Here is a 15,524-nt window from a genome sequence, read left to right as displayed (position 1 = left end):
AGTGACGCATCCGGTAGCTGTAGTCGACTATGAAAGATGTAAGCCGGAAAAGTGTGGCGACGGCATATGCACAGCCGCAACCGAATGTCCAAATAAAGTCCTGCGACAAGAAGCTGCTCACGAATATCCTTTTTCTCATCCATCTCGCTTTTGTCGCGGTTGCGCCAAATGCGCCCAAGCCTGTCCAGCAGGAGCAATACAGATCAGAAGCACTTGACAAGGGAATGAAGAAATGTTAACCTGAATCAGGTTCTGAAAATGACACTTTTGCGAACATAAGATACGCCTAAAATACTCCAAATGGGCCAGCCATGAGCTTAGAACCGCTAATTGATGATTTCCTGGAATATATGGAGGTCGAGAAAGGCCGGTCGCCTCTCACTATTCGTGAATATAGGCATTATCTAGGCCGTTTCCTCGACTGGCTCAAGGCAAACTCCAAGGCAACAGGACCTGACGACATAACATCAGAGCTTATTAGAAGATACCGGTTGTACCTGGCTCATCTGTGCAATCCTGACAGAACATTATTAAAACGTGTCACTCAGACTTACCATATTATCGCCTTAAGGGCTTTTCTTCGATATCTACTGGTTCAGCGGGATATTTCTACCCTATCCCCAGATAAAATCGAACTGCCGAAGCAAAGCCAACGTTCAGTCGCCTTTCTGAACTCAGAGCAGCTAGAAAGACTGTTGAACAGCCCCAAAATATCAGATGAGGCCGGACTCAGGGATAAGGCTATCCTGGAAACCTTGTTCAGCACCGGACTCAGGGTTTCAGAGCTAGTGCGGCTGAACCGCGACCAGATAAACCTGGACCGCAAAGAATTCGGCGTCAGAGGCAAAGGAGATAAACTAAGGGTGGTTTTTCTGTCAGATACAGCGGCGCATTGGCTTGAGCGCTATCTGCAAACAAGAAAAGACAGCTTCAAGCCACTGTTTAGACGCTACAGCGGCAGAATTGATACTACAAAGGATGGCGAAAAAATGCGACTGACGGCAAGGTCGGTGCAAGAAATCGTCAACAAATATGCCAAGAGATGCGGCTTGCCCATAGAAGTCACCCCTCACACCTTGAGGCACTCCTTCGCCACAGACCTGCTAATCGCCGGTGCCGACCTTCGCTCCGTCCAGGAAATGCTTGGCCACGAGAGCATCCGAACAACTCAGGTTTATACTCACGTTACCAATAGGCATCTAAAAGAGGTTCACCGAACTTATCACAGCAGGAACAAAGAATAACCTAAACATTATGTCAATCTATCTCGATTGACGTTACGTTATGTCAAATAGCCCCCCTGCCCTATTCGTTCTAGTCACCAGCAATGGCGCGACTAGAAATGTCTTCTGAAGGCACTCAGTCATCGGCAAATAATCCCATCACCTGCTATAATTAAGGCTCAAGCAAGCATATAGCATGAGTAAATACGAAGTCATCATCATCGGCGGTGGCCCGGCTGGCCTCACTGCCGGCCTATATACATCTCGAGCCGGACTCAAGACCCTACTCATAGAGCGCAGCATGTTCGGCGGCCAGATAGTGAATGCCAGGCAGGTAGATAACTATCCTGGCTTTCCTGAAGGCATATCCGGCCTTGAACTAGCTTCGCTCATGCACCAACAAGCCACCAAATACGGACTGGAAACCATCACTGCTGAAGTCACAGCCATTAAGCCAGGGCGTACTTACAATGCCATCACCACCGAGGGCAATTTTGAAGCTGAAGCAGTGATTATCGCTGCTGGCTCAGAGTATCGCAAGCTTGGAGTTCCCGGTGAGGATAAACTCCTGGGCCGTGGTGTTTCCTACTGTGCCACTTGCGATGGTTTTCTTTTTCGTGACATGGATGTAGCCGTAGTCGGAGGCGGTGACACGGCTATCACTGATGCCCTGGAGTTAAGCCAGCATGCCAGCAAGGTCTACATTATACATCGACGAGACCAGCTCCGAGCCGGTCAAATCCTTCAACAACAGGCTTTAGCTCAGCCCAAACTAGAGCCCATCTGGGATACCGTGGTCGATGAGATTACCGGAGATAATAAAGTTAGTGGACTCAGACTGCGCAACGTGAAAACAGGTAAAACTACTAACCTCGAGGTGGCTGGCGTGTTCGTTGCCATAGGGATTACACCCAACAGTCAATGCTTCGCCAGCATAGCGGAGCTGGATGAAACCGGGCATATCAAGACCAATGAGTCAATGGCTACCTCAGCACCAGGTATCTTCGCCGTGGGCGATATCCGCAAAAACTCAGCCCGCCAGGTAGCCAGTGCCGTCGGTGACGGCGCTACTGCCACCCTATCCACCTTCAAATATCTTCGCGAAGGAAGCTAAGCTTCCGCCTAATACCAGCCATCTTCCTCATCACACAACATGAAAAGCTGCCTTAATCTGTAAAATGAATGTGAAACGTGATGTCTGTTTAAACGAGGCTGAGATGGTGGAGCTGAGGTTACTATAGGTAGAACTTTCAGCTTAACGTTTAACCTCAAAAGGTGAGGCATATTTCTCGTTATACTTTTCAGGCGATTGTGTGATCTTGGTCAACTCTGGTAGACTTCTAGTTAGATCAGACACAAGGAGGTATTCGAGATGGAGACAAAGAAGGAGTGGCAACAGCAGTTAACTATCCTCATAATATCTTTCCTCGCTGGCTATTTTGGCCTGGACCGTTTCTACCGAGGACAAATCGGTTGGGGTGTCGTAAAGCTAATAACGTGTGGAGGCGTTGGAGTTTGGTATCTGGTTGATGCGGCTATCGCTGCATATAGATTTGGCAAGCTTAACACCTAGGAATTCAGGATGGAACCGATAGCCTTGTAAACACAAAAGGCGTTTCACTGAACTTTTTGGACTTATGTTCAACCAAGCGCATTGGCCCTATTCTCCACGGTAGGTAAAATGTCCATAATCTGTTGAATGCGTGTGGTCTTGGGGCACTAGGAGAGTCAGCTAAGAGCTCTGATAGAGCTAAACCTTTGAGAATTGTAAGGGTTGAGGTTAGCCTAATGGGGAGAGAGATAAAATGGCGTGCTACGTAAGGGTCATCCGGATAGCTTATTAACCCGTCACTTTCTTTCAACCAAAATATTCTTGAAAGCATATAGTCTATTTATCTGATTTGTTCCTTCGTATATTTGAGTTAATTTAGCATCACGGTACAATTTTTCGATTCCATATGAGGATATTGCCCCATCTTCCTGCATAATTTGCATTGCTTTTGATGTCACTTCTATCGCCAGATCAGAAGCTGAAAATTTTGCCAGGGAACTATAACCAGCAACTAAAGACAAATCTTCATCTGAGATACTTCTTTTAGCTAACTTTCTTACAAATTCATAGGTTTTTTGGGGGTTAAAGATTCTTTGGGCTAAATCTGAGTTCATAATAGATCCCGGTACGAGATTAAAGGCCTTCATTAAGGGATGCTCCATTAATTTAGGGGTGCTTAATAAGTCGCAACATATTGCAGCGTCAAGATATAATTGTCTTGCCATTTGAATTTTTGCCAATATATCAACCAGCATAATCTGACACCACTGTTCTTCAAACAAATATCTTCCTTTTATTGTGGTGTCATTTAAATATTTCAACAACCTTTCAAAGGCACCTCTGGCAATACCGGTGGCAATCGCCGCGACCGGTGCCCGAGAGGTACCGAGAACAAGTGCTGTCAATCTTTCTCCTTCACCTATATCGCCAACTATATCCTCCTCTGGAATGAATACATCCTCAAACATTAACTCCGCTGCTGGACAGGCACGCTGCCCCATTTTCCTTTCAATTCTCCCTACGGAAAATCCTTTGGCATCATTTTTTACTATAAACGATACTCCCGTTTGAAGTGGACTTTTTCTATCAAGAAAAGTGCCAACCCAGATATATCTGGCTACATTTCCATTGGAGATAAATACCTTTCTTCCCTGCAACACGTATCCACCATTAACTTTTCTGGCATGGGTTACCAGCTTGGCAGCTTTCAAAAAATCAGCATCCTCAACATCAGAACCTGCTTCTGGTTCTGTAATTGCTAAAGCAAATAAAACTGGCTCTCCCTTTCTTTCTTTATCTGCTACTTCTTTCAGATATGTGGCAAAATGTCTTGTATCTGGTAAAAGAACAATCGGTGAAATTCCTAAAGCATGTGCCCCGAATATGTTGGCGATACCCGGGCAAAAACTACATAGCTCTTCCATAAGAATAGAAAAATGAGTAGTATAAAACCCCTTACCGCCACTTTGCTTTGGTATGAGATAACTTAAAAATCTATAGGGCAGCGCTTTATAGACTATATCCCAATGGAAATAATTGTGGTCCTTTTCTATCTTTTTATCTAATTCTTCAGCAATCGGCTCCACATATTTTGTGCCAAACTCACGGGCAGTATTTTGAACTTTATATAGTTCAGACACATAATCTGGGGCACACTTCTCGATCAATCCGAGTCTGGGAAATGCTTCCTTCAAATCTCTTAGCTTATAGATTAATTTTTCAGGTCCAAAAATATGTCTCTGCATTTACTCCAACCTGTTTGGTCCATATAAAATAGATTGAAACTTTGGAATATACTGGTACTGCAGTGGTCTTTTAGATATCAATAAATCCTGAAGTTCTTTTGAAATCGGATGCTCCTCCCCCAGTTCCAAAGAAAGGTCTGATGAATTACGAGACGAACCAAAATTTATCGCATTAATCAGAACATCAGCATGCTGTGCATTCCCGTCTTTTACTGGATAGGTAACATATCTCATCTTCAGAATTTTGTCTGCCTTAATCTTCTTGCCTTCCAGGCAAAGAATAAGATTCCCTTCATCTATTAATTTGACACGCACATTTCTATCATCCCGCTCAAAATCAATCTGTGCAATAAACTTTGGATAGTTATATACAATCACGCCTCCGTCTAAGGCTATTTTGGTGGTGACTGGAAGATGATGAATATAAACATGAAACTCTCGCCGGAGGAGATAGGATAACAATTTCACTGCTGGAACACAGCAACGAGACTTGTATGATATTGGAACAGAAATAGATAATTCATTATATGGTCTAATATCGGTATCTCGGTATTCAAAAGCAGTAATTGCAATGGCTCCTATTCCAGGGAATATAGTTAGAGGATGATACTCTTTCTTTGGCAGGATTTTTCTTAATTTACCAACTCTCGCTGGAAATATACCGGTTATAGAAGAAGCATCATAATAAAAAATTGGAAATTTGGATTTCTCCCTTTCAAGTTCAGTATCGAATTGAACAACCCCTTTGAAAAATTCAAGTTTTCTTTCCATTCTCTTTCTCCTCTTTACCTTAACCTTTCAATTTCGCGCCCAATATATTCCATTTTCCGGGATACCGGATTTACTATCCCCTGATAGGTTTTGGCATCTCTTAATATTCTTTCCACTCGGAAATCTTTCATATAGCCATAACCACCAAGTAATTGTATCGCATCAATACAAACTTTCTCCGCTATTTCGCTGGCATAAGCAGAAGCGATAACATGAGACGAGTGATAAACAAAAATTTTGGCTGTTTCAATTGAGAGTTTCATCTCAGAAAGTATCACCTTCACCGCCTCGTGCTCACATATAATTTTCCCACCCTGATAGCGCTCGGTCGTATACTTCAAAGCAATATCGTAGGCTTCTTCAGCCATACCTACCCCGACCGATCCCAGAGAAGAATCAAAAAATCTATAATAGTCTACCAAATCGGACAATTTCGCTTCGTCCAATATATTCTCTGGCAATATCTCTACATCTTTAAAGTAAATATTATTCATGGGACAAATTCTGAGTCCGATCCTGTATTTTTCTTCTTTTACCTCTGTCCCCTTAAGATTAGACAGAATGATAAACCAACCAAATTTATCACTGCCTTCTAACCTTGCCAGTAAACTAAAATAATTAGCAATTTCTCCACCGTATACATTTATTTTGCTCCCAGAAAGTCGGTAACTCTTAACAGCAGTCTGGATATTATCAGGAATTAATCCCGAAAACTTTTCTTCATTTATGGCTGAGGTAAAAATTAAAGGATTATTTTGCTTTTCAGACTCTGCAATAGCCGATAGAAACTTTGCCTTCTTTCCGGCATCTTTTGATAACAAAATAGGTGTGATACCCATTAGATGCGCGGCAAATATTAATCCAATTCCTGGGCAACCTTTCGTTATTTCTTCAAGAAAAATGCAATAATCTTTCGGGCTAAATCCAGCGCCACCAATTTCCTGACTAAGTAAAAAACTAAATACTCCGATGTTTGCCGCTCTTTTCAAAATATCTGTCAGTAATGCAGAATTACGGCAATCAAGCTCTTCCCACCTTTTTCTTAATTCCTGCTCGGCAAAATCTCTGGCTAAATTTCTTATTTGTTCTTCCATTTATCTAATACTTCTTTAAATGCATCCACAGGTGTATATTTAGGATACCAGCCGAGGATATTTTTTGCCTTTTCACTGCTCACTCGCCAGGGATATCTTCCCAATACAATCCAATCGGCTGAGAATGGGAATTTGCCAATCTTGAATAAAAGATGCCCAAATGTTTTAGCAATAAAATATGGGACTGCCATTACCGGTACATTAAGCATTTCGGACATTTCCTGAATACTTAAATTGCCACTAGCAATATTAAAAGCACCAGAGACATCTTTCTTTGTCACCCAGTAAAAAGCTCGGGCTACATCATCTTCATGAACTATTGGAAGCCCGACAGTATTTCCCTTAATATACAGTAAACGCTTATATTTAGGGAAATCGGCTAAAGGATTGTTGACATTACGACCACATAATACTGATGATCTAAGGCGAACAACCTTGATGTTTTTATTTTCTTTCTCAAATTCGTCAAGCGCTTTTTCTATCAGGAGTTTTGTATGGGAATAATAAGAATCTTTATTTCCTCTTAAAGGTGTATTTTCGGTAATTAGCTCTGGATTATCAGCATGCGAACCATAAGCAGCGATACTGCTTGCCACAACCAGTTTTTTTATACCACTCTCACTGACTGCCATAAGTAAGTTTTTCGTTCCATTAACATTTATATCATAAATAAGCTTTCGAACCATTTTCTTCTTGTCAACAACAATAAATGCTAAATGAATAACCACATCAACATCTTCAAAATGACTTGAGATTCCCCGAACTCTTATATCAACTTTTTCAAATGACAATTTTGGATGTTCTAAAAGGGGCTCGTTAATATCCAGCCCAATAATTGAGTTAATCTCTTCGTCTTGTAACAAATAAGGCAGAAGAACCTGCCCAAGATATCCGGATATTCCAGTAATTAGCACTTTCATCTTACTTGCCCTTCCAGTGCTCTACCACCCATGGCGGTAACTTATATGGCACAGTGCGCTCATAAACTACACCCTCTCAGGCTCAAAGACGGACGGGAGATGAAGCTGTGCGTAGACTATATTGGAAATTCGCTGCATGTTGTCAAAGAATGACAAACCAGTTTAGACATAAACGCGTAGATTACACTTCTACAAGGTTACTGTATAAGTTCATGCTAACCATGGTTTAGATGTTCAAGTTGATATTTGCTTTTCAATAAAATATCTCGCATCACACAGTTCATCACCATCGGACAGAGTGTGTATTCTCCGATACTTACTGCCTTCAACAAGGTATTCGCCCCCGGAGTAATCGAAGGTGCACCAGGTTTTTCTGAAGAAAGTCATCTCTTCTTGTCCGAACTTTTTGAAGAAGTCATAAACCGTGCATGAATAAATGTCCATGCACCACACGTCTTTGTCCATATATAGCTTTATTTTATACCCCGGTTCAGTAAAGGGATACTTCATTGCGGCTTTGAGGTACTTCCCCAAACGAGCCGTTGGACCTTTTGTTGTTATTTTCCACCACATCGTTCTCAGCGGAGCGATTATTGGAATTGCGCCTTTATTGTTCAGGTAGGCTTGCCAAATCATGTCCCCGACTAGATTTGTGGCGTAATCGCGAGCTATGTTCTCTTTTAGCAGAGCTCTGTATACGGCCAGAGTTAATAATCCAGCATATTCTTGTTGATAATTGCCGATACTATCAAGATCTTCAAAATAAGGCATTAACTCTTTGATATTCAGCATAGCCTGAGATGTTATTCTCCTTATTTCCTTGGCAGTGAAGCGTCCATATTCAGGCATACCATCTCGCCTGCAGCTCGATGCCAGTACTTTCGTGACGGTTTTTGTCTGGCCTTCCCACATTGCGTGCCGAATAATTTGTTTGATAAGTGTTTTTAATATATTCGATCTCATTTTATCTTCCTCCGGGGCATTGGTCTCATACTGAACCTGTCCAATAGTTATAGCACTTCTTGGGTTAGCCTTACAATACTGAGGAATGTCCAAGCTCTCAAGATTGCACTTTTGTCAGAAATGGGCAGCGATAATTCAGCGTGTCACGCAACCGAAGGGAGGGGAAATCCAAACCAACCTCTGCCTTGTCCGCATGGATAAAGGCGTAAAAACTATCCCTCAGTATTCCGGGAGAGAAATGTCATCCTACTTTTTCTTTAATTGTCGGCTGCGGAATTGAAGTTCAGTTGTGGCCCTATTGTAGCGTTTTCCTTAATTTCATGGCAACTACAGATAAAATGAGACTGGCAATACCTAATCCAGTGGCGAAGTATGCCTCTGTCATCGTGACTTTCCCAACAATGGGAAACACAAAACCATCGATCAGACACAAAATTAGCCCCCAAATAAATAGAAACCAAGCCGTTATTGTCGCTAGAGCTTTGAAAATTGGTGGCATTCCTCCATCCTCCTTTTTGCCTCATAGTATCACATCTTTGCCAATTGTCAAGCGATTTCCGGAAAAAGCTGAAATCGCTAATTTGGGAAAGTTAATTAAACGTTTCGTCAGACTGTGTAACCTTTGTAAGGGTTATAACACAATGTTAACAAAGGCATTGCGTTTGAGCTGGTTTTATTTTGGGTGAGTGACTACACTTCATCGGGAATGGGTGTGTGTCTGGCTTGTAGTTATCATTCTAGGGCGAAAGGTGCTACCCTTGGTATATCCTCTGCGTCGACATTAAGTGCTCCTAATATGATATTCGTAGCCAGACTTGACCACGGTATATCCAGCTTATGACTCGCTGGCTGCTCATTCCTCCGCCGTGAATCGCAGAGTGTGCGCTATCTCTGAAAACTTGGCTTCATCGTAAGGAGCAAGCGTGATTACAGACTTCGTGCTTACAGTACTTATGGTAACTAGAATCCACTTGTTGCCCTTCTTAACCCCGAGAGCATAGCTCTCAATCAAATATCCCGATGAATTCTCCCAGTCAACTTTGGCAGTGGTAGCTTTGGTGCCATCCTCCAGAGTTGTCTCCTGCTCAGCATCAACCTTGATAGCTGTACGTGATATACTTCTTGGCCCAAATGCGGCTGTGACAGCCTCGGCAAAGGTAGCTTGTCCCCTAACAGATGCAGATATTACCGGAACCTCCCCGGTGCCTTTAGCGTAGAGCTTAATCTCATTTTTTTCCTCATCTGCTACCCTTATCCAATCGCTCGGATATTTGATGGAGAAGCCGTACTCGGCATTGGTGTACTCAGTGGCGTTGAAGGAGAGCTTGGCTGCGGGTGGTGGCTCCACCGGCTTTTCCACGGGTGGTGGTGGACTAGGAGTAGGCATTGGTGTTGTAGCTGCTGGCAGTGTTGTCAATTGGCCTATGTCAGATGTGGCTTCCTTTCCGCTAGCGTTTTTTGACATGACCCTAAAGTGACAAGTTGTATCTGGCTGAAGCCCGGTTAATTCGACCCTGTGGTTGGTGACCAGTTCTTCGCCCAAGGCAGTAGTCAAACCTAAATCAGCGGTGTAGCCGTATGCTACCTGGCTGGTAGCCGGTTTATCTGTTGTCCAAGTAAGGACGGCACTTGTCGCAGTTATGTCTGAGACCGAGACATCCTGAATGGCAAGTGTTGGCGATGGGGTGAACAGATGACCGAAGGTGAAGTAGATACCACCGACACTTGCAATCCCTAACAAGGCAGCGCCTAGGCCTATTAGAAATGGCCTCAGCGGCATCCTGGCATGTGGCTTAGGGATTGGTTTTGGCTTGGCTTCCATCCTCCCTCTGGCAGCAGTTGCTTGAATCCCCTTCGCTGCCTCAGCCTCCTGTTTTGCTCTCTCCCGGAACGCCTCTACCTCTTTCTTCGCCCTGGCAGCGGCTTCTTGAATCTTCCTCGCTGCCTCGGCCTCCCGCTTCGCTCTCACCCGGGATTCCTCCGCCTCTTTCTTCGCCCTGGCAGCAGCTCCTTGAATCTTCCTCGCTGCCTCGGCCTCCCGCTTCGCTCTCGCCCGAACCGCTTCCTGTCGTGCCCTCTCTTTAACGGCTCCCTCCGCTTCTTTCTTCGCCCTGGCAGCGGCTTCTTGAATCTTCTTCGCTGCCTCGGCCTCCCGCTTCGCTCTCGCCCGGGATTCCTCCGCCTCTTTCTCTGCCACGGCAGAAGCTTCTTGAGCTAGAAGCTGCTGTACCGTGGCGACAAGTTTGGGTAAATGTTTCTCCAGAGGTGGCGTTTGGGCATCTAGCCACTGATGACGACTAGTGAAAAAATCTATAGATTTGGAGAGAGGAGTATTGTCAATCCGAATTGGGATGATGGGAATGCCTTTGCTGGCGGCTCTTTCCACCTCTCTATTTACTTGTGGTGAGCTATTCGAGCTGGATGATAACACTAGGATGAAAATACGGCTCGCATCAATCGCATCAACGATTGCCTCAACCCATACTTTGCCGATTGCAACATCCCGGGGAGCGAACCAGCAAGATATGTTTCTTGATTCGAGCGCGGCGCATATCGCCTCAGCAGTGGCCCTGTCAGGGGATGAATAGCTAATAAAAATGTCGTGAGCCATTTGATTTAAACCTCTTAGACTGTTAGCTCAATTTGACCATAGTATACCCAGCTTTCGCAATAATTCTGGGGATGCCTTTCACCAGGACGCGATCCTTTTCCTTCTCTTCTTCGAGAAGTTTATCCCACGGCACCAGGTCTTTATGCAGCTTCCTAGCTTTAATGGTCTTCTTCCCATATCGCCACCCTTCATCAAGCTTCTGACGCATCCATCGTTCATGCTCCATTTTTGCCAGTTTCTCTACCTCGCTACTTTCAAATTCAGCCGGTGCCTCACCACCGCGGGCTGGCAGCATGACATATCCCACGCTTGCTAGTTTGCTCGGAATATCCCGGACATTGTTGCGATTCTGCTCCTTCTCATTCTCAGGTAGTTCGGCGTAGGGTTTGAGCGAACTATGTTCTTTCTTGTCTTCCCGTGTAACCGGTCCATACTTGTATCCTTTTGCACTTAAATCCTCACAGAATATTTCATGAAACGCCTCGGCAAGCTTCTCCAGGAGGTCTTCATCAGGCTCCATACTTTGAATTAAGGCGGAAAAGTCCTGACCATCTACGTGCAAATTCAATTGCGTTTCAGAAGGCAAACTGGAACGCTCAAAGCTTGTTTTGCCTGCAAGTTGACTCATAGCCACGATTGCTTCCATAGACCGGGCTCCGTGTCTGTATTCCTTAGTCAGCAGAAAGGCGCGCAGCACTCCCTGGTCAATGTTCACCATTCTCTTGTTTCCTTCCTGGTGCAGAAGCTGTGGCGCAAAGCGTTCAAAGATTGAGCGTAAGATAATTGCTCGCCGGATGATATAGTAAGCGTCTTTAGCCAGCCCCTGAGTATTTTCCTGCCGGTTAGGACCGAGGATGTTGAGAAAGCCTTTGAGCCGGCTGGCAAAATCGGGCAACTTTGCTGCTCGGCTCTCTTTTTCTTCAAGATTGGTGCCAAAGTTTTCCATGCTATGGCTTGTGCCGCCGGCAAAAACAAAGATGCTGCGACCAATGGGATGAGTTATCTGCCCTTCTTGAAACTCACCGTCTTGCATCGGAGCCAGAAAATAACGCAGCCAGCCCAGCGGCTGATGCTGTAGGTGGGCATCAAATTCGTCCCAGAAGACGAGTGGAATTTTGCCGGATAATGCCTTGTCACGCACCTGATGAAAGGCATCAAACAAATCTTCAAATCCAGCAAGCTGCGATAGATTGAAGTTCAGAGTCTCAATTTCACCCGGCAGCACTGAGTTGGCTACTTCTTTTACGGCAAAAGACTTGCCAGAGCCCGGCTGACCAAAGACAGCAATGGAAAGGGGTGTTTGGCGGTAACGTTGGCAGTAGTCGTGAATCAGACTACTGATGCTGTGCAGGCTCTCGATCTCCCTGCGGTCCACCGTCTTCAGATTTCCAAACCGTCCCATTGGCACTTCAGGTAGGGCGCATTCCAGACCTTCGTGCACAATTTGTTCTGCTATAGCCTCAAGTGGAGCTGGATTTTTGTCCTCGAGAATTGTCCAGAAACGGGCTGTCTCTGTGGCAGCAGTGCCGGTCGCTAGCGCCGGCAGCGCCTGTGTTGGATTCCTGATTAAAGCTGTTGCCAGGCACTTACCATCCTCTGCCAATACCTCAGCTATTTTTGAGACTGGAAAAGCGAGACGGATTTGACCTAGGTCACTACCGACATGGCCGTAGCCCTCCACATGAAGAAAGCGCATGGCACGAACACCAGACTGGATGCCCCGGGACATGTCTGGCTGCGTGGCATTCAACATCAGTTCACGGGCAATGCCTGCGGTGAGGCAAGAGTTGTACCCGATCATGTATCCCTTGTGGTAGCATCCCCATTCGCCTTCCATCGCACTTGGGTCAAAAAACAGCATTGCATCCGGTACGGATTTCGAATTTCGTGACAAAAGAATCACGCCTGCAGTGCCAAAAGAGACGACCACATATGCGCACTGTGCCAGCGCGTTCACATGGGGATTGTATAAAAGTTCCCACACCAGGTCCTGGGCAGTGCGTTCCCATGATATCTGATGACTGATTTGTACCTGGCTGCTCCGTAGATCACCCGCTGTCATGACCACTATAAGCTGCTCAGCATGATTGCGGTGCAAATGGTTCCACAGTCTGCCTTGAGCAACGGGCTTAGCCATCTTGGCCACAACCCAGGGGCTGGCGGTACTACTGGCCAATGCCTGAGGCCAGAACTCTTGGTGCTCACGAAACCCCAGGTTGGCATCGTCAATGATGATGAGGTCCGGGTATTTGGGGTCATCGACAATCTTTCTCCACTTGTCTGATGAAGCCACGTTAGTATGTGCTGGACTCAGCCCCAGGAATTCCTGCACCCGCCATACCTTGTCTGAGCTTGAGGCGCGTTCATCAAGCTTGAAGGGCGCCCACATAGCATAAGAATGGTGGAAACGGCTATCAGCCGGAGTTACCCGACCTCGGGGCAGACTGACTTGCTGGACTTCAAAGTTGACCTGGCTGGCTTGTCTCAGGTTCTTGGCAACAGCACTAATAAGGTCAACCAGCATTGCCGCGCCACCGCGCTGGCAGAAGGCGGCAGTTACTTCATCCGCAGTCCAAGCCTGCGCCATGCCCTCCGTTCGCCATATTCGGGCAATGTTCCAATCAATAGTGACATCTCCGGTCACCACCACGACTTTGCTACCTTTTTCTTTATTCATTAGCTCATTCTGTCAGACTGGCTCTGGCGTGTGAAATCGGACGACTACGCGCCAGTCCTCATTTTCGTGCAACATGGTTTCTTCAGCTTCTTTCAATGACTCGAGGAAGCTATTATAATCCTGAGATAGCATCATTCTATCCTTGAGTTCGGTCAGATGGCGCACCATCTCAGCGGAACGCATCGAATTTCTTAAGTAGTCCCTGTGCATTCGAATGGCGGTTATGGTGGCAGCAATAGCTGGCAAAACTATAGCCATGAAAGCAAAGAAAATCCCAAGCAAGTCAGGGCCAAGATTGGAAATGTGGAGCAGCACAGCACAGATAGTGAGGCCAAACAAGACATAGCTGGCAATGGCCATGCGGTGATGTCTTCGGTAGTGGCGTTTTCTGGTGCCATCATGATAGCTAATCTGTTCTTCAATCCAAGCTTCACATATGAAACACTTCAGGCGTTGGAATGTGGATAAATTCATCTCAAGACGTGGTCGCCGCCCCCAAAATGAAAGAAAGGCAGGCACCATCCAATCTTTGGGAGAATATGCCAGGCTCAAGTGCCGAGGTGGTCGTAGTGTTGACACGTCGATATTCGCCAGTGCCATGAACAGGGCTGAACGAAAGCGCTCAGCCAAGAATCTGTAATCTAACCACTTGTCATGCCATCTCCGCCATCGGCTTATGCTGACAATGGCCAGCACGGCTAACATCAAGAGTACTTCGGATGTCAGGATAATTGGTCTCTGGGGCAGGAAAAGAATTTGGGAAGCGGCTATGACCACAGCGGCTAAGGCTAGTACGTAGACGACACTATCAGCCCGATAATACAGGTGCTGGTAGCGCAATGCCAGGATATCAGCCCTGACATAATGGCGCAGGCAATATTCCAGAGTCGCCTGCAATCTATCAGAAGGTAATTTGGCACTTTCGGATATACCCACGAAAAACTGGCGCATTTCTTCTAGTTGATTAGCAAAGTTGGTAGCATTGACCTGCTCTGAGTTGTATTCATCGAGGGATCGGAGTGGCCCGGGGTTTAGGCCCCGCCCCGGCTCGAGCGTGACCTGCCCTGGTTTATCCGTGTGTATCCAGATAAGAGGGCACTTAGTATCTCGTGCATACTTGACCATTTCTGCAGTACCACCTTGTCCAGTAGCCGGTTTGCCGTTCCAGAGAGCAATGAGCACGTCGCATTGGTCAACCACATAGCGCCCCACCTGCTCATATGCTTCGGTTCGCTCAGCTTTGGCTGTAAGCGTTCTGATACTCCTTACTTGGGAAAGCAACCTTTCAAATTCCTTCTTGGATTCGCTGGTCTCGAAGTCTTGCATGTAGTCATCTTTCTCCATGGGAAGAACCACCTCTAATGTTGACTCGGGAATCTTGAGGATTTCTCTGACCACTAAGCGGTCAGCGCCTTCGGCAAGAGGAGACAGAACACACAGGCCTACCGGAGTGCTTCGCATAGGCGGCACCACCTGTTTTATGCTTTGTACTACTGAGCGGATTGCTTCAGTGAGCGCAGGTTGTTTTTCTAACTCTCGGTGGCCGGTGACGCCAATGACAATGCGGGCGGAAATTACCTGCTCAAACCTATCAAGTTGGAATCGCTTGCCCCACATACCTCGTCCTTACAACAATCTTTAACGTCCCGTGGATGATTACACCCTAACTCGCAATATTATGCGCTAGCAAGCACTGCCAGTCAATATGGATCTGTTGCGGATTTCGGTCAAATCGTCTGTAAGGTATCCCAAACATGCTATACATGCGGCAATGAATAATGGCTATTTGCAACGTTGATTTATTTGTTGAGCGTGGAGTTTGTTCGCTGCGTTTTGAACAATTCATCGTGTATATTACTTTCAGGCTGTACCCTCAAAATAGGATAGAATAGAGCCTGACGGGTTCCGGTGAGGTGCACAATTCATTGGGGAACTCAGGTTGCCCCGCCAATCAGATTGCCTGCCGGC

The 15,524-nt window shown here is 45.8% G+C and carries 13 protein-coding genes; 4 read left to right on the top strand and 9 right to left on the bottom strand.

Going from position 1 to position 15,524, the window contains the following annotated elements; genetic code table 11:
• Position 1 precedes the first annotated feature (1 nt).
• From FJ023_07420 to FJ023_07405, 4 genes are all read left to right on the top strand, one after another.
• The gene (locus FJ023_07420) at positions 2-217 is read left to right on the top strand and encodes a hypothetical protein (protein ID MBM4447164.1); all 216 of its coding nucleotides are present in this window, start codon (positions 2-4) and stop codon (positions 215-217) included.
• 94 nt (positions 218-311) lie between these two features.
• Positions 312-1,244 (top strand): hypothetical protein, encoded by a 933-nt coding sequence (locus FJ023_07415; protein ID MBM4447163.1) that lies wholly within the window; start codon positions 312-314, stop codon positions 1,242-1,244.
• Positions 1,245-1,419: 175 nt separating this feature from the next.
• Positions 1,420-2,337, top strand: a complete 918-nt coding sequence (gene trxB, locus FJ023_07410; protein ID MBM4447162.1) for a thioredoxin-disulfide reductase — start codon at positions 1,420-1,422, stop codon at positions 2,335-2,337.
• A 258-nt stretch (positions 2,338-2,595) separates the two neighbouring features.
• Entirely contained in the window at positions 2,596-2,796 is a 201-nt protein-coding gene (locus FJ023_07405) for a TM2 domain-containing protein (protein MBM4447161.1), read from the top strand.
• Between the two features lie 275 nt (positions 2,797-3,071).
• On the opposite strand, the gene FJ023_07400 is transcribed toward FJ023_07405, so the two are convergent.
• The 9 genes from FJ023_07400 to FJ023_07360 all read right to left on the bottom strand — a co-directional run bounded on the left by FJ023_07400 (position 3,072) and on the right by FJ023_07360 (position 15,173).
• The gene (locus tag FJ023_07400; protein ID MBM4447160.1) at positions 3,072-4,520 is read right to left on the bottom strand and encodes an acyl-CoA dehydrogenase; all 1,449 of its coding nucleotides are present in this window, start codon (positions 4,518-4,520) and stop codon (positions 3,072-3,074) included.
• The gene (locus tag FJ023_07395; GenBank protein MBM4447159.1) at positions 4,521-5,291 is read right to left on the bottom strand and encodes a hypothetical protein; all 771 of its coding nucleotides are present in this window, start codon (positions 5,289-5,291) and stop codon (positions 4,521-4,523) included.
• Between the two features lie 14 nt (positions 5,292-5,305).
• Entirely contained in the window at positions 5,306-6,385 is a 1,080-nt protein-coding gene (locus FJ023_07390; GenBank protein MBM4447158.1) for an acyl-CoA dehydrogenase, read from the bottom strand.
• Positions 6,370-7,305, bottom strand: a complete 936-nt coding sequence (locus tag FJ023_07385) for an NAD-dependent epimerase/dehydratase family protein (GenBank protein MBM4447157.1) — start codon at positions 7,303-7,305, stop codon at positions 6,370-6,372. Before FJ023_07385 ends, FJ023_07390 begins: the two co-directional genes overlap by 16 nt.
• A 234-nt stretch (positions 7,306-7,539) precedes the next feature.
• Positions 7,540-8,268: a hypothetical protein gene (locus tag FJ023_07380; GenBank protein MBM4447156.1), complete on the bottom strand. Its 729-nt coding sequence runs from the start codon at positions 8,266-8,268 to the stop codon at positions 7,540-7,542.
• Between the two features lie 295 nt (positions 8,269-8,563).
• Positions 8,564-8,767 (bottom strand): hypothetical protein, encoded by a 204-nt coding sequence (locus FJ023_07375; GenBank protein ID MBM4447155.1) that lies wholly within the window; start codon positions 8,765-8,767, stop codon positions 8,564-8,566.
• A gap of 354 nt (positions 8,768-9,121) precedes the next feature.
• A complete protein-coding gene (locus FJ023_07370; GenBank protein ID MBM4447154.1) occupies positions 9,122-10,879 on the bottom strand; it encodes a TIR domain-containing protein in 1,758 nt (585 codons plus the stop codon).
• A 22-nt stretch (positions 10,880-10,901) separates the two neighbouring features.
• Positions 10,902-13,556 (bottom strand): AAA family ATPase, encoded by a 2,655-nt coding sequence (locus tag FJ023_07365; protein ID MBM4447153.1) that lies wholly within the window; start codon positions 13,554-13,556, stop codon positions 10,902-10,904.
• Between the two features lie 12 nt (positions 13,557-13,568).
• Positions 13,569-15,173 carry a hypothetical protein gene (locus tag FJ023_07360; GenBank protein MBM4447152.1) on the bottom strand — a complete coding sequence of 535 codons (1,605 nt, stop codon included), beginning with the start codon at positions 15,171-15,173 and terminating at the stop codon, positions 13,569-13,571.
• Positions 15,174-15,524: the final 351 nt, after the last annotated feature.

It is taken from the genome of Chloroflexota bacterium (genome assembly GCA_016875875.1).
In the GTDB taxonomy this organism is placed as follows: domain Bacteria; phylum Chloroflexota; class Dehalococcoidia; order GIF9; family UBA5629; genus 9FT-COMBO-48-23.
The sequence above is the reverse complement of the archived record's forward strand: the minus strand, read 5'-3'. Positions and strand labels throughout refer to the sequence as shown.